Annotated in this window: 20 protein-coding genes and 1 tRNA gene; 17 read left to right on the top strand and 4 right to left on the bottom strand. The window is 58.2% G+C overall.

What is annotated here, in order from left to right; translation table 11 throughout:
• Window positions 1-46 precede the first annotated feature (46 nt).
• Genes CO667_RS25290 through CO667_RS25240 form a run of 11 tightly spaced genes read left to right on the top strand, consistent with a single transcriptional unit; the run spans window position 47 to window position 10,163 of the window.
• Complete coding sequence (locus CO667_RS25290; RefSeq protein ID WP_097621027.1) at window positions 47-1,063, top strand: N-acetylneuraminate synthase family protein; 1,017 nt, start codon at window positions 47-49, stop codon at window positions 1,061-1,063.
• Window positions 1,060-1,737 (top strand): glycosyltransferase family protein, encoded by a 678-nt coding sequence (locus tag CO667_RS25285; protein WP_097621026.1) that lies wholly within the window; start codon window positions 1,060-1,062, stop codon window positions 1,735-1,737. Before CO667_RS25290 ends, CO667_RS25285 begins: the two co-directional genes overlap by 4 nt.
• Complete coding sequence (locus tag CO667_RS25280) at window positions 1,719-2,684, top strand: glycosyl transferase (RefSeq protein ID WP_097621025.1); 966 nt, start codon at window positions 1,719-1,721, stop codon at window positions 2,682-2,684. Before CO667_RS25285 ends, CO667_RS25280 begins: the two co-directional genes overlap by 19 nt.
• Window positions 2,681-3,382, top strand: coding sequence for a WbqC family protein (locus CO667_RS25275; RefSeq protein WP_097621024.1), 702 nt, complete (start codon window positions 2,681-2,683; stop codon window positions 3,380-3,382). Before CO667_RS25280 ends, CO667_RS25275 begins: the two co-directional genes overlap by 4 nt.
• Entirely contained in the window at window positions 3,379-4,011 is a 633-nt protein-coding gene (locus CO667_RS25270) for a PIG-L deacetylase family protein (protein WP_097621023.1), read from the top strand. The genes CO667_RS25275 and CO667_RS25270 overlap by 4 nt, the downstream gene beginning before the upstream one ends.
• Entirely contained in the window at window positions 3,996-4,862 is an 867-nt protein-coding gene (locus tag CO667_RS25265; RefSeq protein WP_179874217.1) for a hypothetical protein, read from the top strand. Before CO667_RS25270 ends, CO667_RS25265 begins: the two co-directional genes overlap by 16 nt.
• A 44-nt stretch (window positions 4,863-4,906) precedes the next feature.
• The gene (locus CO667_RS25260; protein WP_245433266.1) at window positions 4,907-5,773 is read left to right on the top strand and encodes a TIGR04325 family methyltransferase; all 867 of its coding nucleotides are present in this window, start codon (window positions 4,907-4,909) and stop codon (window positions 5,771-5,773) included.
• A 2-nt stretch (window positions 5,774-5,775) separates the two neighbouring features.
• Window positions 5,776-7,269 (top strand): glycosyltransferase, encoded by a 1,494-nt coding sequence (locus CO667_RS25255; RefSeq protein WP_097621021.1) that lies wholly within the window; start codon window positions 5,776-5,778, stop codon window positions 7,267-7,269.
• The gene (locus tag CO667_RS25250) at window positions 7,169-8,383 is read left to right on the top strand and encodes a glycosyltransferase (protein WP_245433258.1); all 1,215 of its coding nucleotides are present in this window, start codon (window positions 7,169-7,171) and stop codon (window positions 8,381-8,383) included. The genes CO667_RS25255 and CO667_RS25250 overlap by 101 nt, the downstream gene beginning before the upstream one ends.
• On the top strand, window positions 8,383-9,195 hold the full coding sequence (locus CO667_RS25245; RefSeq protein ID WP_097621019.1) for a class I SAM-dependent methyltransferase: 813 nt from the start codon (window positions 8,383-8,385) through the stop codon (window positions 9,193-9,195). The genes CO667_RS25250 and CO667_RS25245 overlap by 1 nt, the downstream gene beginning before the upstream one ends.
• Window positions 9,192-10,163, top strand: a complete 972-nt coding sequence (locus CO667_RS25240; RefSeq protein WP_097621018.1) for a hypothetical protein — start codon at window positions 9,192-9,194, stop codon at window positions 10,161-10,163. Before CO667_RS25245 ends, CO667_RS25240 begins: the two co-directional genes overlap by 4 nt.
• Before the next feature lie 105 nt (window positions 10,164-10,268).
• Here CO667_RS25240 and rfbB read toward each other — a convergent pair whose 3' ends face one another.
• Window positions 10,269-11,324, bottom strand: a complete 1,056-nt coding sequence (rfbB, locus tag CO667_RS25235; protein WP_097621017.1) for a dTDP-glucose 4,6-dehydratase — start codon at window positions 11,322-11,324, stop codon at window positions 10,269-10,271.
• Window positions 11,325-11,505: 181 nt separating this feature from the next.
• Here rfbB and gmd point away from each other — a divergent pair, with 181 nt between their 5' ends.
• From gmd to CO667_RS25220, 3 genes are all read left to right on the top strand, one after another.
• Complete coding sequence (gmd, locus tag CO667_RS25230; protein WP_097621016.1) at window positions 11,506-12,567, top strand: GDP-mannose 4,6-dehydratase; 1,062 nt, start codon at window positions 11,506-11,508, stop codon at window positions 12,565-12,567.
• Window positions 12,568-13,518, top strand: coding sequence for a GDP-L-fucose synthase (locus CO667_RS25225; RefSeq protein ID WP_097621015.1), 951 nt, complete (start codon window positions 12,568-12,570; stop codon window positions 13,516-13,518).
• Between the two features lie 222 nt (window positions 13,519-13,740).
• A complete protein-coding gene (locus CO667_RS25220; protein WP_097621014.1) occupies window positions 13,741-14,763 on the top strand; it encodes a class I SAM-dependent methyltransferase in 1,023 nt (340 codons plus the stop codon).
• Between the two features lie 114 nt (window positions 14,764-14,877).
• Here CO667_RS25220 and CO667_RS25215 read toward each other — a convergent pair whose 3' ends face one another.
• Both CO667_RS25215 and CO667_RS25210 read right to left on the bottom strand, forming a co-directional pair.
• Window positions 14,878-15,192 carry a helix-turn-helix transcriptional regulator gene (locus CO667_RS25215; protein ID WP_245433256.1) on the bottom strand — a complete coding sequence of 105 codons (315 nt, stop codon included), beginning with the start codon at window positions 15,190-15,192 and terminating at the stop codon, window positions 14,878-14,880.
• A 51-nt stretch (window positions 15,193-15,243) separates the two neighbouring features.
• A tRNA-Gln gene (locus CO667_RS25210) sits at window positions 15,244-15,317 on the bottom strand.
• Between the two features lie 243 nt (window positions 15,318-15,560).
• On the opposite strand from CO667_RS25210, the gene CO667_RS25205 reads away from it, so the two are divergent.
• The 3 genes from CO667_RS25205 to CO667_RS25195 all read left to right on the top strand — a co-directional run bounded on the left by CO667_RS25205 (window position 15,561) and on the right by CO667_RS25195 (window position 18,388).
• Window positions 15,561-17,117, top strand: coding sequence for a Ppx/GppA phosphatase family protein (locus CO667_RS25205; RefSeq protein ID WP_097621012.1), 1,557 nt, complete (start codon window positions 15,561-15,563; stop codon window positions 17,115-17,117).
• Between the two features lie 9 nt (window positions 17,118-17,126).
• Window positions 17,127-17,846, top strand: coding sequence for an RlmE family RNA methyltransferase (locus CO667_RS25200; protein ID WP_097621011.1), 720 nt, complete (start codon window positions 17,127-17,129; stop codon window positions 17,844-17,846).
• Between the two features lie 158 nt (window positions 17,847-18,004).
• A complete protein-coding gene (locus CO667_RS25195; protein WP_097621010.1) occupies window positions 18,005-18,388 on the top strand; it encodes a VOC family protein in 384 nt (127 codons plus the stop codon).
• A 51-nt stretch (window positions 18,389-18,439) separates the two neighbouring features.
• Here the strand turns inward: CO667_RS25195 and CO667_RS25190 are convergent, their stop codons facing one another.
• Window positions 18,440-19,864, bottom strand: coding sequence for a DHA2 family efflux MFS transporter permease subunit (locus CO667_RS25190; RefSeq protein ID WP_097621009.1), 1,425 nt, complete (start codon window positions 19,862-19,864; stop codon window positions 18,440-18,442).
• Between the last annotated feature and the right edge of the window lie 24 nt (window positions 19,865-19,888).

Here is a 19,888-nt window from a genome sequence, read left to right as displayed (position 1 = left end):
AAGGGCGCGAGGCAAAATTGCCGGTCGTGATTACAGGGAGTAACAGATGTTCCGCAACTACCGGCCTGATCGCTGCTATATCATAGCCGAGATCGGCGGCAACTTTACGACGTTCGATCAGGCAAAGCGCCTAATTGACGAGGCAAAGGCGTCAGGGGTCGATGCTGTCAAGCTCCAGACTTACCGGGCAGAAACACTGTCGAGCCGCAACGCCATGTTCGATATGGAGAACACGGGCGTCACCTCGCAGTTCGAACTGTTCCGCAAATATGAAATCGGTCACGAGCTGCACGAAGCGGTGTTTCGCTATGCCGAAGAGCACGGGCTGGACTGGTTCTCCTCGCCCTCGCATGAAACGGATGTCGATCTGCTGGAGAAATGTGGAGTCGGCGCCCACAAGGTGGGTTCGGACGACGCGGTCAACATTCCCTTTCTCCGTTATCTGGCAAAAACCGGCAAGCCGATCATCCTGTCGACGGGGATGTCGACGCTCGACGAAGTTCGGGAATCCGTCGCCGCTATCAAGGAGGCGGGCAACGACAAGCTCATTCTGCTGCATGCCATCACGAGCTATCCGACGCATCCGGAAAATGTGAACCTGCGTGCGATGCAAACGATGATGGAGGCGTTTCCCGATCTCGATGTTGGCTATTCCGACCATACGGTGACGCCCGTCGCAAGCCTTTGTGCGGCTGCGATGGGCGCCAGGGTCATAGAGCGACATTTCACTTACGACAAAAAGGCCGACGGCCCCGACCACATGCTTTCGGCCGATCCGGCGGAAATGAAATGGCTGGTGGATGCGATCCGCGCGTTCGAGATCATGAAGGGCAGCGGTCGCAAGGAACCGGCTGCAAGCGAAGCGACGACCAGGTTGAACAACCGCAAGAGCATCGTTGTCAGCCGACCGCTCAAAGCCGGCCATGTGATCTCCGCCGGCGACATCTCGGTCAAACGGCCGGGGACGGGAATCGAACCCAAACATCTCGAAACTCTTGCCGGGCGACGACTGATCAAGGATCTCGACGGCGACGCGGTCCTCCAGTGGAGCGATCTGGCGTGACGCTTGGGATCATTATCCAGGCGCGGATGGGATCGACGCGGCTGCCGGGAAAAGTGCTCCGTGACATTTCGGGAAAGCCCCTTCTCGGACATGTCCTTGGCAGGCTTCAGATGTTGAAGCGCCCGGCAAAGGTTGTCGTTGCGACATCGTCCGCCAGTGAGAACGATATTATCGAAGCTTGGTGCCTTGAGCATGGCGTCAGCTGTTTTCGCGGTGACGAAACCGATGTTCTCGATCGTTATTTTCAGTGCGCGAGATCGCTCGGCATGTCGGATATCGTGCGGTTGACGGCAGATAATCCCTTCACTGACATCGAGGAGCTCGAGAGGCTGATCGATCTGCACCAGAAGCAGGGGTTCGACTACACGCATGCCTTTGGCCAGCTGCCTATTGGCGTCGGCGCCGAGATATTCACCTTCGAAGCCCTGTCGCGCAGCCACCGCGAGGGAAAGCTGCCGCACCATCGCGAACACGTGAATGAATACTTCACCGATTGCCCCGAACTGTTCAAGATCGGTCAGCTCGATGTGCCCCCGGCCAAAATCTCTCCGGAGCTGCGTCTGACGGTGGATACGGAGGAAGATTGGAGCCGTGCCCGTGCGCTCGCAGCGCAGGCGGGCGGGAATTGGCTCGGGACGGAAGAAGCGATCAGGCTATGTTCGTCTTCTGCATAGAAAGTTCGCATGCGCGCGGCATGGGGCATCTGTTTCGGTCGCTGACGCTCGCCACCGAATTGCGTTCACGCGGTCATTCGGTCCGTTTTTTGGCGAACGATCATCCGAATTCGTTGAGAATCATCCGGGAGCGCGGCTTTGACGTGGCACGTTACGATCTCGCCGCCGTGACGGGATGGGAGAAGGATTTCCTCGAAGCAACTGGCCCGTCTCCGATCTGGATCAACGACCGCCTCAATACGCAGCGGTCCCACGGCGAGACGATCAAGCGCCTGGACGCCAAGCTTGTTACCTTCGATGATCGTGGTGATGGCGCGGAACTTGCCGACATGAATATCTGCGCTCTGCTGTTCGATAACACTGAAGGTCTGAGGGGCAGGGATGTACGGCTGGGGGCGGAGTACATGATACTCAATCCCGAGATCGCTGGGTATCGCCGAGTTCGGGAAAAGCTTGCATCGATACTTGTCACGCTCGGTGGCGCCGATACTTACGGAGTGACGGTCCGCGTCGCCAAATGGCTGAGCAGCAAGCCCTTCCCTGTCACCATCGTTACAGGCCCGAGCTTCCAGCACGTGGCGGAGCTTGAAGAGGTCGTCTCGGCCGCTTCGCCGGGCCGGTTCCGGTTGCTGAACCAGGTGCCGTCGCTGGCCGCGGAGATGCATCGACATGATCTGGCCATTACCGGTGGCGGTATTACCCCGTTCGAGGCCTGCGCGGCTGGGCTGCCCTGCGTGGTGATCGCCAACGAGCCTTTTGAAATCCCCGTCGGGCGTGCGCTTGAGAAGCTGGGAGCGGCGTTTTTTGCCGGGCATCACTCGGCATTCGATCTCGGTATCCTGGAAAAGACAATTCCCATCAGGACTATGAGCGAGATCGCTATGACCAAGGTCGATCTTGGCGGGGTCGGGCGGGTCGCCGATTTGCTGGAAAGATTGGCAGCATGACCATCACTGCGGTTATTCATCAGCCAGATTTTGCTTCATATCTCGGCTTTTTTCAGCGTTTCCTGAACGCCAACCTCTATATCGTTCTGGATCACGTGCAGTTCGTCCATGGTACGAGCAAAAGCTGGACGCATCGTGACAAGATAAAGACGGCGCAAGGCGATCGGTGGCTCACCGTCGGAATCCGAAAGCCGAGTTTGGGCACGGCAATCAATGCGGTGGAACTGGCGCCCGGCACCGGATGGATAGACCAGAACCTTTCGCTGCTTCGCGAAAACTATCGCAAATCCGCCGGCTGGAGCGAGGTCTTTCCGCGCATCGAAGCCCTCTACGGCAAGCGGTTCGACCTCTTGGCCGATTTCAATATGCATTTCCTGGACGGTATCCTGGATATGCTTGAAATCACGATGCCGAGGGTGCGATCGAGTACATTAAGCCCGGTAGGGCATAAGAATGAGTTGCTTGTCGAACTGCTGCGCAAAGTGGGAGCAACACGTTATCTCTCGGGCCTCGGCGCGCGCGACTATATGCGGCCGGAAGTATTTGAGGCAGCTGGAATCGAAATCGAATGGCAGCATTTCGTCCATCCGGTTTATCCACAGCCCTTCGGCGAGTTCATGCCCTATCTCAGCATTCTCGACACACTGCTGAATTGTGGTATTGCAGGCACGCGTGACCTGCTCTGGAGTTGCAAATGAATATTCTCGCGATCGGTGCCCATTTTGACGACGTGGAACTGGGCTGTGGCGGTGCATTGGCGCGTCACGCTGCCAACGGCGACACGGTTTATGTCTATGTCGCAACCGTATCCGGTTTTTCCAACCAATATGACCAGTCCGTCCGCAGCAGCCAGGTCGCCAGGGCGGAAGCGGATGCTGCGATGGAAATTCTCGGCGTGCAAAAGATGTTCTGCGGCGAGTTCAAAACGCTCCAGATCGAATTCGTCGATCCGCTAAATATCGAGATCCTCAAGCTTGTGCAGGATCTGAAGATCGATATGGTCTACACCCACTGGGTCGGCGACATCCATCATGACCACCTGGCCTTGTCGCGCGCGTCGCTGCACAGCTGCCGGCACGTGCCCCGTCTCCTGATGTATCGCAGCAACTGGTATCATTCGACGGTCGATTTCAGGGGAAATTTCTACGTCGACATCACCGCCCATTGGGACCAGAAGGAAAAAGCGATCCTTGCGCATGAATCCGAGATGGAGCGCACGGGGCGGAAATGGGTGAGCTTCTTCCGCAATGAAGCCGAGAACGCCGGCCAGCGCATCGGTGTAAAATACGCCGAAGTCTTCGAGGTGGTGAAGTGGCTGCAGCTTTGAGAAAGATTTTGACCTTTGGCTCGATGCTGCTCCCCTACGGTGTGCATGAGTTGAAGCGCAGGCTAAAGAGTCGCCACAAATTCTCTGCTGATGTCGCGAGATCACTGGCCGAAAATGGACAGCTTGCCGGGCTGCATGCGGGCCAACGCTGTTTTATTTTAGGAAATGGACCGAGCGTCAAGGGCCTGGATCTGTCGCGGCTTCAAGGCGAAAATGTCGTAACCGTTTCCAACGGTTATCTGCATTCCGATTTTGACAAGTTCCAGTCTCGTTATCATTGTGTTCCGCAAATTACCTACGGATTGATGACACCGGAGGACGTGGTTCGTTGGTTTGACGAGATGCATTCGCATCTGGGCGGAGCGGAACTGTTCCTCAGCTCCACAGAAGCGGAGCTGGTTCGAAAACACAATCTGTTTTCAGGGCGAACGGTCCGGTATCTCGTGCTGGGCGAAAGCTTCGACGAAAGACCATCCGTGGAAATCGTCGATATCTCCAAACCGGTGCCCCGTGTCGATTCGGTGCCGGTGATGGCCTTGATGATAGCGATGTATCTCGGTTTCAAGGAGATCATCCTGCTCGGCGTCGACCACGATCGTTTCCTGTCAACAAGTTACGAATACGCGTTCGAACTCAAGGTGCAAAAAGGAAAAGATTTCACCGTAAATGCGGACGGCAGCCCGACAATGAGCCGCCACGACGACTTTCAGCAGGCGGCGCGGCTGTGGCGCCAATATCGAGCCATCGCAAATATCGCGAGAGCGAATGATATCGGCATCTTCAATTCCACCCCCGGTGGGGCGCTGGACGAATTTGAGCGACGGCCTTTCCAGGCCTGGTTTGAAGAATGAGGCGGCTTAATTTTTCGCTCCCGGGAATCCACTGTTTGCTTGAGGTGACGCGGGAATCGCCGCAAGCGCGCGAACGGGAGATCCGGACCGAATTCCGGCGGCACAACATCGTTTTCGACGGACCTTACGATGATTGGCGTTCGGCAATGGCAGATTCAGCCGGCTATGATGCGCCGGTTATTCTTGCAAAAGCCGTGGAAGCGACGCGCGCGGTCGTTCAGGGCCGTGCCTCATATGAGCGGGATACTGTCATCTTCAAGGAAAGAAGCTACTCGCATCCGCTGCTTGCCTGGCTTCTCTATGTTGCATCCAGATCCGATCGTCGTTTGAGGGTGGTCGATTTCGGGGGCGCGTTGGGAAGTTCCTATTTCCAACACCGTTCGAAACTGGTTCATCTCGCGGAATTGAAATGGTGCGTAGTCGAGCAGCCTCATTTTGCAGACGCAGGGCGAACAGAATTTGAAGACGGGGTCCTGAGCTTTTCTCAAAGCCTCGAAGAGGCAATCGACCTTGTAAATCCCCACATCGTTCTGCTCTCTGGCGTGCTCCAGTATCTTGAATATCCTCACGAGTATCTTGAGAGCCTTCTTTCGAAAGGCGTCAAGTTCATCCTTGTTGACAGAACAAGCGCGCGGTTCGATGTCGCCGAAGTCCCTTTTGTGCAGCATGTGCCGGAACGCATCTATCGCGCGAGCTATCCGGTATGGTTCTTGAACGCGAATGAATTGCAGGATCACTTCGCGAGGCATGGCTACGAGGTGCTGGATAGTTTTCAGCCAGCCGGGACATTCGGAATAGCAACACCGCCACCCTTGCAGGAATTAAAGCGGTGGGGCATTGGCGTTACGCCAGCTCAGGGACAATACGAATGGTCGTATTCTGGCTGGTTTCTTGAGAGGCGGGAAATTTAACGATGCGCGTTAACGTCATTATCCCTGTCTTCAATCGTCTGGAAGACACTCGGAAGGTGTTGGAGGCTCTCAGGAGACAAACTTTCGTCGACGCGTTGACAATTGTCGTTGTCAACGACGGTTCGACCGATGGAACGGCAGAATACCTGCAGTCGCAGGGCGATGTGGTCGAAATCCGAGGCGACGGCAATCTTTGGTGGGGGGGTGCCATCGCGGAAGGACTGAAACACGTCCTTCCGTCCTGTCAGGCTGAAGATTATATCCTACTTCTGAACAATGACACCTGGTTCGACGAGAATTATGTTGACACCCTGGTGCAAACTTCCAAGGCGAATGGCGAAGCCGCCGTCGGAAGCGTTATCCATGAAGAGGAGAAAGACCCACCTATTGTCAGTATAGGACCTCGGATCAACATCAACAGGTTCGCGATTTGGGATCTCCTTTCGGAATTAAGCAAAGCGCAACAACGGTCGCCGGACAGCCAATACCGCGTGGATGCATTGAGCGGTCGCGGTACTCTCTATCCAGCCCTGTTGTTTCGGAAATATGGCGGTGCGCGACCACGCCTTCTGCCGCACTACATGGCCGATTATGAAATCGCCATGCGCTTCGCGCGCGCTGGAGTGCCTCTGATCGTCAGCACAAAAGCAATCATCTATTCGCCTCCAGTATATGGAAACGACGTCTCCAGGCTTTCATGGAAAAAACGACTGTTTGGCAGGCGCTCTCCCCACAATGTGTTTCAACGCCTGATCTTCTATTCGCTTGTCGGTTCACCGGTGCAGAGATTGACCGCACCTTTCCGCATGGCCTATTTCTTCTGCGCTCGTGTCCTTTTAGGAAGCATGACGTCCAGGTTTAAGAAATTTGCCTTTTCCTTTGTGCGTGCAAGGCGGCTTGGCGAACTGAGACGTCACGGAGTAAGCGTTGGCCGTGATGTCGTGCTCTATGGCGCCCCTCTGTTGCAACGGCATCCTGACAGTGAGATTCACCTCGATGATCGCGTCGTCCTATGTTCTGATTCACGATTTACAGCGCTAGCTCTCAATCATCCGGTGAAGATAGCGACCATTCGCGCCGGATCGAAGATCAGCATTGGCGCAGACAGTGGGATCAGTGGTGCAACCATCGTCTCGGCTGTACGGATTTCGATCGGCGCGGAAGTGCTGATGGGAGCCAATGTAACGATTTTCGACACGGACTTTCATCCAATACGTCCGGAAGGGCGCCGTCATTCGGATGTCGAGGCGGATATAAAGACAGCACCAGTGCACATTGGCGACAATGTGTTCATTGGTACCAATGCCCTGATCCTGCGTGGCACAGAAATAGGACGTGATAGCATTGTCGCTGCGGGTGCGGTCGTCCGGGGAAATTTCCCCGCAGGGGCGATAATTGCCGGGAACCCGGCAAAGGTTGTCGGTAGTGTCTATACAACATCCCAGGAACGCCCTGGTAGCCAACCAGACGGTGAACATGAAAATAGCAATATTTGACACATATTACGCACGTTTTCTGAGCCAATTCTATGCGCAGCGGCCACAGCTGCGAAAATCGGCCTCGCCAGAACAGACGAAAGCGTTGTTGGCTGCTGCGTTCGGCACGTCTGATTTCTATTCGCGCCATCTCACGGAGCTTGGCTGCGACGTCATCGATATCGTCGGCAATTGTGTCCCGCTTCAGTCGGCCTGGGCGCAAGAAAACAACGAACCATTCAGCGCTTGGGCAATGAAATTGCCGCATCGGTTTTTCAGGCTGCCTTATATCGGCGCACGGCTGGCGGCGCTCCCCGGCTTGCTGGAGGTCGCGATGGCCCGGGTTCGAACATTCAAGCCGGATGTGCTCTACTGTCAGGATCTCAGCTTCTTTCCGCCGCATGCTTTGGCGGAGTTGAAAAAGACCGTGCCTCTGATTGTCGGGCAGATCGCTTGTCCCCTGCCGCCGGATGGGTTTCTGCGGCCTTATGATCTTATTCTGACGTCTTTCCCCCATTTCGTGCCTCGTTTTCACGAGATGGGGATAAAGTCCGAATATTTCAGGATCGGCTTCGATACCCGGGTGCTCGATATACTCGGCAATGTCCCACGCGATGTGCCGGTGAGCTTCGTCGGCGGCATAAGCCGCCATCACGGCAAGGCCGTCCCCTTGCTCGAACATCTTGCCGATACCACGCCGATACAGTTTTTCGGCTACGGCGCGAAGACGCTCCCGCGTTCTTCGCCGATTCGCAAACGTCACAATGGCGAAGTCTGGGGCCCGGATATGTATCGCGCGCTGGCTCGCAGCCGGATCACTATCAACCGGCACATCAATGTTGCCGAAAACAATGCCAATAACATGCGGCTTTATGAGGCGACCGGTGTCGGATCGCTGCTGATAACCGACAGGAAAGACAATCTCGGCGAAATTTTCGACGTCGGCAGGGAGGTGGTCGCCTATTCCAGTCCTGAGGAAGCGACAGAACTCGTCCGCTATTATATAGACCACCCCGACGAAGCCGATGCTATCGCAAAGGCCGGCCAGGCAAGGACGCTGAAGGACCACACTTACAAGTCGAGAATGGAAGAATTGGTGCCGATCCTCGAACGATATCTGGAGAAACAGGGCTGATGTCGTTTCTGCGCGCGAGTCTCAATCGCTTTCCGGGGGTGAAGAGCCGGTTAAAGCGATTGCGTGAACGGCTGTTGCCGGCGACATCGGTCTCCTCCCACTATGTCGAGATTGATTCAGCGCGGCGTGACAGCGAAAGCTCGCGCCTTGCCGCATCCTGGAAAGCGAGTGATCTGCCCGCCCGTCAGAGAGCCCTCGTCGAGCGCCAGCTGAAGGAATATCGCAGCGGCGCTTCCATTGACGTATTCGATGTTTTTACCGCTGCGCTGCGTAAGATCGACAATCTCCCGGCCGATGGTTCGCTGCTCGAAATCGGTTGCTCCAGCGGATATTACTCCGAGGTCCTGGAAGTGAGTGGCCTGCCGTTGCGGTATCGCGGCTGCGATTACTCCGATGCTTTCATCGATATGGCGCGCAGCATCTATCCGAAGCTGTCGTTCGACGTGGAGGATGCAACGCGGCTGAGCTATCAGGATGGCGCTTTCGATATTGTGGTCTCCGGATGCTGCCTGCTGCATATTCCCAATTATGAAGCGGCGATCGCCGAGAGCGCCCGCGTTGCCAAGGAATACGTGCTTTTTCACCGTACGCCTGTTGTCTACGGCGAGCCGACCAAGTATTTCCGCAAGCAAGCCTATGGCATCGAGACCATAGAGATCCATTTTTCCGAGCCGCAGCTATTGGATATGTTTCGAGTTCATGGCCTGGAAGTCCAGGCGACCTTCACGCTGAGCGAGAACGCCGATCCACAGGACAGCAGCAAGGGCAATGCAGGCCGCACCTATTTGTGCAGGAAACAATCCCGATCATGACGAATTACTTTTGTACCCTTTTCGACAGCGGCTATCTCATCAAAGGGATGGCCATGATGGAAAGCCTCGTCCAGTGGTGTCCCGACGCGCATGTTTTTGTGCTTTGCATGGACGAAAAGACGCAGGAAATATTGACCGCCTCCAAGAGGTCCTACATCACCTGCATTGCGCTTGCCGATCTCGAGACCCCGGAACTCCTGGAAACCAAGAAATCGCGTGGCGTTGCCGAATATTGCTGGACCCTGTCTCCGTGTCTGCCGAGTTTCGTGCTGGAGCACCATCCGGAAATCGATTTCATCACCTATCTCGATTCCGACCTGCTGTTCTATTCGTCGATCCAACCAATCTTCGACGAAATCGGCGATAATTCCATCGCCATTATTGAGCATCGATTTGCCCCGCGGCTGCAGGACAGGGAAATTAACGGCCGTTTCTGTGTGGAATGGGTGAGCTTCCGGCGCGATGAAGAGGGAATGCGCTGCCTTGCGCGCTGGCGCGAGCAGTGCATCGAATGGTGCTACTATCGCCTGGAAGACGGCAAGATGGGCGACCAGAAATATTTGGACGAATGGCCGGATCTCTATCCGAATTGCCATATCATCGAACATCGGGGAGCGGGGATTGCTCCCTGGAATTACGAAAAGCTGCATTTTTCGCAGGATGCATCCGGCAGGATCGAGGTCGAAGGTTCGCCTCTGATCTTTTATCACTTTCACCAGTTCCAGTTGCTGACCAATGGAATGTTCGACCGGCTGTCAGCTTTCTACACCGCCGTTTGCGAGGAGCCGGCCGCTGTCTACAAGGCTTACGAGCGCGCGCTGATGCGAGCCCTGAAGGTGATCAGAACGATTTCTCCAGGCTTTTCCGACGGCCTTCGCCCCTTTTTCATGGTTCTGGCGCGCAGATGGGTGCAACGCTATGTGCCCCTGCCGGTCAAGCGCTTCCTGCACCATTTCATCAGGTATTGACGTCACGCTCGCGGGGAGGAGCCTGGAATGCGTAAGACAAAAGGATATAGCGGTTCTGCGCCTCCGTTAAAAGCTGAACCGCTCTAGCTAGCCTCCTCCGATCCACTATTGGTACTGGCGGTCGATCCACTGGCGGTAGCTGCCGCTTGTGACGTTCTCGACCCATGCTTCGTTGGCGAGATACCACTCGACGGTCTTGCGAATGCCGGTATCGAACGTCTCGCTCGGGTGCCAGTCCAGTTCCCGCTCGATTTTCGCCGCATCGATAGCGTAACGGCGATCATGACCGGGGCGGTCACGGACGAAAGTGATCTGTGACTTGTAGCTTGCCGCGTGTGGCAGGGGCCTCAATTCGTCGAGGATCTCGCAGAGCGTATTGACTACCGACAGGTTGGTCAGCTCGTTTCTGCCGCCGACATTATAGGTTTCCCCGACCTTTCCGCTCTCCAGAACGCGCCGGATCGCGCTGCAATGGTCCTTGACGAACAGCCAGTCGCGTACCTGCATCCCGTCGCCATAGATTGGAATCTGTTTCCCCGCGAGCGCATTGTGAATGACCAGCGGAATAAGCTTCTCGGGAAAATGATAGGGACCGTAATTATTCGAACAGTTGGTCGTCAGAACCGGCAAGCCATAGGTGTGATGATAGGCGCGAACCAGATGATCGCTGGCCGCCTTGCTCGCGGAATAGGGGCTGTTTGGTTCGTATTTGCGATCTTCGCTGAAGGCGGCTTCCGCGGGCGCCAGTGAACCGTAGACCTCGTCCGTCGACACGTGGAGAAAACGAAAGCTCTCCTGGAAGGCTGCATTCTGCGGGGCGAGAAATCCGCGGACGGCCTCCAACAGGCGAAAGGTGCCGACGATATTCGTCTGGATAAATTCTTCAGGCCCATGGATCGATCGATCGACATGGCTTTCGGCCGCGAAATTGAGGATTGCGCGGGGATGATGCGTTCGAAGCAGCCCTTCAACCAAGTCGTAGTCCGCGATGCTGCCTTTGACGAAGAGATGGCGCGGGTCGTTCCAGATAGAGCTGAGATTTCCAAGATTGCCGGCATAGGTAAGCGCATCGAGGTTGACGACCGGTTCATCGTGAAACGCAAGCCAGTCGAGCACGAAATTCGCACCGATGAAGCCGGCTCCTCCCGTCACCAGGATCATATTTTCCCCCTTGGGCATCTGATAATGGAAAGCTCTAGTCTCATTGTGCCAGTCTCACGTCAACCGAAGAGATCGACGACGCTCATTTCGCCGGCCTGGCCGCAGTTACATGGGGGTTGCACTCGTTCGGCCGTTTCCATAAACACGAGCCGAAGATTGTATCGAAAGACGATGTGAAAAAATGACAAAAACCGCGCTTATTACTGGGGTGACTGGTCAGGATGGTGCCTATTTGGCCGAATTGCTGCTGAGCAAAGGCTATACGGTACACGGTATCAAGCGGCGGTCCTCGTCTTTCAACACCGGCCGCATCGAGCATATCTACCAGGATCCGCATGAGGCCCATCCCCGCTTCGTTCTCCACTATGGCGATATGATCGACTCGACCAACCTGCTGCGGATTGTCCAGCAGACACAACCCGATGAAATCTATAACCTGGCCGCACAAAGCCATGTCGGTGTCAGCTTCGAAACGCCGGAATATACGGCGGATGCCGATGGTGTCGGGACGTTGAGGCTGCTCGAAGCGATCCGTATCCTGGGGCTCGAGGGAAAGACCCGGTTCTACCAGGCATCGACGTCAGAACTCTACGGTCTTGTGCAGGAAGTGCCGCAGAGCGAGAAGACGCCCTTTTACCCGCGTTCTCCCTATGCCGCAGCCAAGCTCTATGCCTACTGGATCGTCGTGAATTATCGCGAGGCCTACGGCATGCACGCGTCCAACGGCATTCTGTTCAATCACGAAAGCCCGCTTCGCGGCGAGACCTTCGTCACGCGCAAGATCACGATGGCGGTGGCTGCCATCAGCCTCGGCCTTCAAGACAAGCTTTACCTGGGGAACCTCGACGCCCAGCGTGACTGGGGCCATGCGCGCGAATATGTCGAGGGCATGTGGCGCATGCTGCAGCAGGACAAGCCGGATGACTACGTGTTGGCGACGGGTGAGACGACGCGTGTCCGCCAGTTTGTCGAGTGGGCCTTTGCCGACGTCGGCATTACTTTGGAATGGAAGGGATCCGGCGTCGACGAAAAGGGCTATGACTCCGCGTCCGGTGCATGCCTCGTGGAAATCGATCCTCGGTATTTCCGCCCGACGGAAGTCGATCTTCTGCTGGGTGATCCGACCAAGGCGCGCCAGAAGCTGGGCTGGCAGCACAAGACCCCGGTTCGTGAGCTCGCCGCCGAAATGGTGCGCGAGGATGTCAAGCACTGGAAGGCTCTGAACAGCCGGAAAGAGATCTGAGTGTACGACCTATCCAACAAGAAGATCTGGGTTGCCGGTCATCGCGGGATGGTCGGCAGTGCTCTTGTGCGCCGGCTTCAATCGGAAGAGTGCAACGTCGTCACGGCCACCCGCCGTGAGGTCGACTTGAAGCGGCAGGATGAGGTCGAGAAATTTGTCGAAGCAGCCCGGCCTGATGTCATCATTCTCGCTGCTGCCAAGGTTGGCGGCATCCTCGCGAATGACAGTTATCCCGCAGAATTTATCTATGACAATCTGATTATTGAAGCGAACATCTTCGAAGCCGCCCACCGCGGCGGCGTGGACCGGATGCTGTTCCTGGGTTCAAGCTGCATCTATCCCAAGCTCGCACAGCAGCCGATTCCGGAAGAGGCGCTGTTGACCGGTCCGCTCGAGCCGACCAACGAATGGTATGCGATTGCCAAAATCGCCGGAATCAAGCTGGCGGAAGCCTATCGCAAGCAATATGGTCGGGATTACATTTCCGCCATGCCGACCAATTTGTATGGCCCGGGCGATAATTTCGACCTGAATTCCAGCCATGTGCTACCCGCGCTCATCCGCAAGGCGCATGCTGCGAAACTTCGCAAAGACCCGCATATGGTGGTCTGGGGCACGGGAACCCCACGCCGGGAGTTTCTTCACGTCGACGACTGCGCTGACGCGTTGGTGTTTCTGCTCAAAACCTATTCGGGCGCGCAGCACGTCAATGTCGGTTCGGGCACGGATCTCGAAATTATCGAATTGACCCGTTTGGTGTGCCGCGTCATCGGTTACGAGGGTGAGATCATTCACGATCTTTCCAAGCCCGATGGCACGCCGCGCAAGCTGATGAGCAATCAGAAGCTGCAGGACATGGGCTGGAAACCGCGCATTTCGCTTGAGGATGGCATCCGCTCCACTTACGCTTGGTTTCTGGAGTCCGAAAACAGATCTGGTTCAGCGGTCTGATACCAGGTCGTTGAGGACCGGCATTTCTCTTTTCCCGCAATCGCGACACGGAGGTGTCGCCCGATTGCCTGGTGGTCCTATGGCCGGCAGGACAGCTCGGCCATTAAGGCGGGGAACCCGATAGGCTTAGTGCGGTGAGTATTGTAGAATATGCGGATATACGCATAATTTCTGCCGCCGGCGCTGCCAGGCAAGATCGGTCGAGGGCTCTGGGGGGATCCCATGGAAACAATCGTCGAGGACGCCGGTGCCGGCGTCGTGTCGCCCGAACTCGTGGTCGATGCACTGTTTGCATGCCGAAAGACGGCAGCGATCAGGGCCGCCATCGAGCTTGATCTCTTTACGCACGTCGGCGAGGGCAAAACGGCAGCATTGCTGGCTTCGGCAACAAGCGCCTCGGAGCGTGGGGTGCGGATCCTTTGCGACTACCTCGTGGTCCATGGTTTCCTGACAAAGGCGAGCGGACAGTACCGAATGACGCCCTCGACCAGAATGTTCCTCGATCGCAATTCACCGGCCTATATGGGCTCTGCCGTCGAGTTCGTCGCCGCACCCGAAGTAATCGATAATTTTTTGCGCGATCCGGCCGCCATCGTGCGAAACGGCGGTTCGGCAGGGCTTGCCAACATGTCGTCGGACAATCCCGTCTGGGTGAAGTTTGCGCGCGGCATGGGCTCTTTTACCGGGCTCAGCGCTAGGATATTGGCTGGCGAAATCTCCGGCTGGCCGAGGACTCCCAAAAAGGTCTTGGACATCGCTGCAGGTCCAGGCGTTTTCGGGATCGAAATCGCCAAGGCGTTTCCATCGGCGGAGATCGTCGCCGTCGACTGGGCCGCCGTGTTGGAGCTGTCGCGGCAGAATGCGGAAAAAGCCGGCGTGGCCGACCGATACCGGACGATCGCCGGTAGTGCCTTCGATGTGGAGTGGGGCACGGGTTACGATCTCGTCCTGCTGCCGAATTTTCTGCACCACTTCGATGTGCCGACATGTGCCCAGCTGTTGCGAAGGATCATCGCGAGCCTCGCAAGGGATGGCCGGATCGTCGCGGTCGATTTCGTGCCGAACGAAGATGGCGTGTCGCCGCCTTTTCCCGCGGCCTTCTCCTGGGAGATGCTCGCCAGCACGCCGGCGGGCCAAGCTTACACGCAAAGTGAGCTGACTGAGATGGCAAGACTGGCCGGCCTTGCCGGTGTCACGGTCAAACCGATGCCGCCAACGCCGGCAAGCCTCATTCTCTTTGAATAGTCGGCTCTTTGAATAGCCGGTCGACCGTCGTCGCATCTTGAATAGGCTCGCCAGCACCGACATATCGCGACAATGCCGAGTGCGTCTTACGAGGATGCGGATGCACATCCTGCATCAAACCAGATCGTCGAGGTCGACGTCCAGAATCCGCGCGATCGCCTTCAACGCGTCCAGGGAGCCTTCCTTCTTTCCGGTCTCGATTTCGGAAAAATAGGGCTGGGAGAGCCCGGCCTTTTCCGCCAGCTCCTTGACGCTCATGCCGCGATGCTTGCGAAATAAGCGGACAGGATCTTCGCCTGAAATCAGCGCCTTGACGACGTCTTCCGGCCAGGTCTCTTCGCCGGCATCGATGCGCGCCTTCGCGGCGCGCGCGTCACTGACGTCGACGAGGTCGCGGTAGTCTTCTTCGGAGAGAACAGAAATTCCCAACTGACGCGAAACGTTCTGAATTTAATGAAGGAAATTGTAAGTAGAATTGATTGGCTGGGGAACCTGGACTCGAACCAAGATTAACGGAGTCAGAGTCCGTCGTTCTACCATTGAACTATTCCCCAGCAGTTGCCGCCGAAGCATGGCTTGGCTGCTGTGCGGCGCTTATAACCAAAAGCGGGCGGATTGCAAATACCCGTTTTGAAAAAATTCGGTGCGGTGCGGAAGACCTGAAACCATCCGCAAATTCCCTGTCCAAAAAAGAATTTGGCGATTTCGGCGGGCGCTGATATTCTTGCCGCAACGCAAAAATCGAATGAGCGCCTGCTGCATACCTCAGGACTTGCGCGGCGCGGTGGAAAAACAACGTGGAAGACCCCGAAGGCGGCGCAAAGCCGCAATTTGACGGGGCGTCGGCGGCAGGGCGCAAGGACGGCAAGAAGTCCAGGCGCCGTAAGGGCAAACGTGGCGGGCAATCCCGCAACGCGGCTCATCCCGCTTCGCATGAGCCCTCCGGCGGTGCCGGACAGCCTGCGCGCCCGATGGAAGATGCAGCCGGCAATCCGGCTCGCAAGCGCAAGCGTCGCCGTCGTGGCGGCCATAGTGCTGCGCAAGGCGGTTCACCTCATCCCCATGCGATGGAGCAGACGCAAGCGGTGGGCAATGCTGCGCGCTCTGAAGGCGAGTCGGCGCCGAGCCGGCGCAACCGCCGTAAACATCGCGGCAAGCGCGGTTTGCAGGGCCGGCCGCTGACGGCGGCAAAGCCTTCCTCGCCGCAGCAGGAAAGCCGCGCGGAAGAGACGGCGCGCATATCAGTTCCGCGCGAAACGCAAAACGGCGCAGCCGCCGGCCGCAAGGGCCGCCAGGATAGCCACCCCGGTTTTCAGGGGGATCGCCAGGCCGGTGACTATACGTGGCCGGAAGAGCTCTACGCCGCTCTCGACCTCGGCACCAACAATTGCCGTCTGCTCATCGCCCAGCCGACCCGTCCGGGTCAGTTCCGCGTCGTCGACGCCTTTTCCCGCATCGTGCGCCTCGGTGAGGGCCTTGCGGCCAGCGGCCGTCTGTCCGACGAGGCGATGGAGCGGGCGATCGAGGCGCTGCGGATCTGCGCCTCCAAGCTCAGAAACCGTGAGATCCGCCGCATGCGGCTGATCGCCACCGAAGCCTGCCGCCAGGCCGTCAACGGTGAAGAATTCCTCAGCCGGGTGGTTGCCGAAACCGGCCTCGAGCTGGAGATCATCGATCGCGAGACCGAGGCGCGGCTTGCCGTCTCCGGCTGCTCCTCGCTGGTGGGGCGCGAGACGCGCTCCGTCGTGCTCTTCGATATCGGCGGCGGTTCGTCGGAGATTGCCGTCATCCGCATCGGCGACAATCGCTTCAGCCGGCTTGCCAATCACATCACCCACTGGACCTCGCTGCCGGTCGGCGTCGTGACGCTGTCGGAGCGCCATGGCGGGCGTGACGTCACGCCGGAGGTGTTCGAGGGCATGGTGCGCGAGGTCGAGGGAATGCTCGTCAGTTTCGACTGCCCCGAGATCGAGATCGCCCAGACCGGCGACTTCCATCTGATCGGCACCTCGGGCACGGTGACGACGCTTGCCGGCGTCCATCTCGACCTGCCGCGCTATGACCGGCGCAGGGTCGACGGCATCTGGCTGTCCGACGACGAGGTCTCCGCCATGCAGGCAAAACTTCTCTCCTGGGATTTCGAAAGCCGCGCCGCCAATCCCTGCATCGGGCCTGACAGGGCCGATCTGGTGCTGGCCGGCTGCGCCATTCTCGAGGCGATCCGCCGCCGCTGGCCGAGCCCGCGCATGCGCGTTGCCGATCGCGGCTTGAGGGAAGGCTTGCTCACCGACATGATGGCCGATGACGGCGTGTGGCGGCGCAACCGCAACCGCCGCGGCCAACGTGCGAGATAAGGATTAGGCATGACCAAGGCACCGATCGCGGGAAACCGCACCGGCCGCAAGCTCGGCCAGCGCGTCAAGAACAAGAAGATGAAGGCCTCCTCGCGCCAATGGCTGCAGCGCCACATCAACGATCCCTATGTCCAACGCGCCCAGCTCGAAGGCTATCGCGCCCGCGCCGCCTTCAAGCTGCTGGAGATCGACGAGAAACACCATATCCTGCGCGGCGCCAAGCGTATCATCGATCTGGGTGCTGCTCCGGGCAGCTGGTCGCAGATCGCCGCCAAGGTCACCGGCTCGACGGATGAGGATATCCGCGTCGCCGCGATCGATTTCCTCGAAATGACCCAGCTGCCGGGCGTCAAGATCCTGCAGCTCGATTTCCTCGATCCCACAGCGCCGGAAAAGCTGCTGGAAGCGGTCGGTGGCACGCCCGATCTTGTTATCTCGGACATGGCCGCACCCACCACCGGCCACCACCGCACCGATCATCTGCGCACCATGCATCTCTGCGAAGTCGCGGCGCATTTCGCCGTCGAGGTGCTGGGCGAGGGCGGACATTTCCTCACCAAGACCTTCCAGGGCGGCACCGAGCGTGAGCTGCTCGCCATGCTGAAGCAGAATTTCCGCCAGGTCGTCCATGTCAAGCCGAACGCGTCGCGCGCCGAATCGGTCGAGATGTTCCTGCTTGCCAAGGGCTTCAAGGGGCGCAAGGCCGAAGCTGAAACTGAGAAAGCCTGATCTTCCGGCCGGTGCCGACGGGTGATGGCGGTCTCTTGCATGACGCCTTAAATCGGGATCGATTTAGGGATAAGATGATCGCGCAATTGAAAACGCTACAGCGTCCTTAACGCGTCTGGAGGAGACGCGCGGCGCTGCTGATCAGAGCTGCTGATCCCATGCTTCTCTACGTCACGCTCGGAACCAACGATCTTTATCACGCGGGGCATTTTTATGATGCCGTGCTGCCTGTGCTCGGCTATCGCCGCCAGCACTATTCGGAGGAGGAAATCGGTTATTCCGCCGACGGCGATATGCGCTGCCGTTTCTGGGTGGTGACCCCCTTCAATCGCCGCAGGGCGACATCGGGCAATGGCGCCATGGTCGCCTTTGCGGCTGCGAATCGGGCTGATGTCGATGCCTTCCATGCGGCGGCAATGGCGGCAGGCGGCGTGGATGAAGGCGGACCGGGCCTGCGCCCCTACCATGCCCATTTCTATGCCGCCTATGTGCGCGATCTCGACGGCAACAAGCTCTGCGCCGTCTGTGAAAACCCTGAATAGGACGACAGCCTTCCAGACGCGCAAAGGCTGCGGCAGCAATTACGCAGCGGCCTATTTCACCACCGGCTGCTCGGCTTCGACAGTCGATGCCGTCATGCGTCGCGGCCGGTGGCCGGAAACGAGCGCACCGGCATTGCGGTCCATCCTGATGAAGGGAATGGTCGCAATGACGGTCAGTCCGGCGATGATGTAGAAGGCAAGGTGGAAGTCGACGACATCAAGGGCTTCGCCCCTGAGATAGATCGAGCTTTCCAAGATCGCGGCGGCGACCGCGACGCCGAGCGCCAGGCTGATCTGCTGCATCACCGAGCTCATCGATGTCGCCTGGCTGGCTTCCGCATCATCGATATCGGCAAAGGCAAGCGCATTGACGCCGGTGAACATGAAGGAGCGGGAGAAGCCGCCGATAAGCAGCACGCCGATGATGACGAGATGCGGCGTCGCCGGCGTGAACAAGCCGGTGATAACGGTCACCAGGGTCGTCACCATGGCGGCGCCGAGCAGCGTGGTGCGGAAGCCGGCGGCGGCGAAGACGCGCTTTGCCATGAACTTGGTGGTGATCGCCCCGATCGCGCCGGCAAAGGTGATGAGGCCGGATTGGAACGGCGTCAGCCCGAAGCCGAGCTGCAGCATCAGCGGCGTCAGGAACGGCATGGCGCCGACGCAGATGCGAAACAGCGTGCCGCCCAAGGTGGAGGCCCGGAAGGTCGGGTTTTTGAACAGGTTGAGGTTGAGGATCGGTGCCGGGTGGCGCTTGGCATGGCTGATGTAAAGGAAGCCGCAGGCAAGGCCGATGACGGTGGCGGCGACACCGATGGCAGGCGGCAGCGCCGGCAGGCTGACCACCGACAGGCCGAAGACGACGCCGGCGGCTGAAAGCGAAGTCAGCACGAAACCGGTGAAATCGAGCTTCGGCGGCGCCGTCGCTTCAACCTCCGGCAGGAAGATCGTCGCCAGCCAGATGCCGATGATGCCAACCGGCACATTGATCAGGAAAATCCAGTGCCAGCTGAAATAGGTGGTGATGAAACCGCCGAGCGGCGGTCCGGTGAGCGGGCCGACAAGGGCGGGGATGGTGAGCAGCGCCATGGCCGAAACCAGATCGCTGCGCTTCGTCGTGCGCACCAGCACCAGACGGCCGACCGGCGTCATCATCGCGCCGCCCATGCCCTGCAGGAAGCGGGCGAAAACGAATTCGACGAGGTTGGACGAGACGGCGCAGAAGATCGAGCCGATGACGAAGACCGAGATGGCAAGGCGGAAGATCTTCTTGGCGCCGAACCTGTCGGCCATCCAGCCGCTGACCGGGATGAACACCGCCAGCGCCACCATGTAGGAGGTCAGCGCCAGCTTCAGCGTAATCGGCCCGACATGAAGATCCCTGGCGATCGCCGGCAGCGCCGTCGCAATGACGGTCGAATCCATCTGTTCCATGAAGAGGGCGACGGCGAGGATCAGCGGGACGATGCGGTTCATAGGCGGGAGCCTTGGTGGGGCAGC

The organism is Rhizobium sp. L43, from assembly GCF_002531725.1.
Taxonomy (GTDB): Bacteria; Pseudomonadota; Alphaproteobacteria; order Rhizobiales; family Rhizobiaceae; genus Rhizobium.
The sequence above is the reverse complement of the archived record's forward strand: the minus strand, read 5'-3'. Positions and strand labels throughout refer to the sequence as shown.

What these genes read in the sequence shown, in the direction of transcription:
- CO667_RS25290 (WP_097621027.1), top strand. Translation starts at nt 47, where the DNA reads ATGTTCCGCAACTACCGGCCTGATCGCTGCTATATCATAGCCGAGATC.
- CO667_RS25280 (WP_097621025.1), top strand. Translation starts at nt 1,719, where the DNA reads ATGTTCGTCTTCTGCATAGAAAGTTCGCATGCGCGCGGCATGGGGCAT.
- CO667_RS25275 (WP_097621024.1), top strand. Translation starts at nt 2,681, where the DNA reads ATGACCATCACTGCGGTTATTCATCAGCCAGATTTTGCTTCATATCTC.
- CO667_RS25270 (WP_097621023.1), top strand. Translation starts at nt 3,379, where the DNA reads ATGAATATTCTCGCGATCGGTGCCCATTTTGACGACGTGGAACTGGGC.
- CO667_RS25255 (WP_097621021.1), top strand. Translation starts at nt 5,776, where the DNA reads ATGCGCGTTAACGTCATTATCCCTGTCTTCAATCGTCTGGAAGACACT.
- CO667_RS25245 (WP_097621019.1), top strand. Translation starts at nt 8,383, where the DNA reads ATGTCGTTTCTGCGCGCGAGTCTCAATCGCTTTCCGGGGGTGAAGAGC.
- CO667_RS25240 (WP_097621018.1), top strand. Translation starts at nt 9,192, where the DNA reads ATGACGAATTACTTTTGTACCCTTTTCGACAGCGGCTATCTCATCAAA.
- rfbB (WP_097621017.1), bottom strand. Translation starts at nt 11,324, where the DNA reads ATGATCCTGGTGACGGGAGGAGCCGGCTTCATCGGTGCGAATTTCGTG.
- gmd (WP_097621016.1), top strand. Translation starts at nt 11,506, where the DNA reads ATGACAAAAACCGCGCTTATTACTGGGGTGACTGGTCAGGATGGTGCC.
- CO667_RS25220 (WP_097621014.1), top strand. Translation starts at nt 13,741, where the DNA reads ATGGAAACAATCGTCGAGGACGCCGGTGCCGGCGTCGTGTCGCCCGAA.
- CO667_RS25200 (WP_097621011.1), top strand. Translation starts at nt 17,127, where the DNA reads ATGACCAAGGCACCGATCGCGGGAAACCGCACCGGCCGCAAGCTCGGC.
- CO667_RS25195 (WP_097621010.1), top strand. Translation starts at nt 18,005, where the DNA reads ATGCTTCTCTACGTCACGCTCGGAACCAACGATCTTTATCACGCGGGG.
- CO667_RS25190 (WP_097621009.1), bottom strand. Translation starts at nt 19,864, where the DNA reads ATGAACCGCATCGTCCCGCTGATCCTCGCCGTCGCCCTCTTCATGGAA.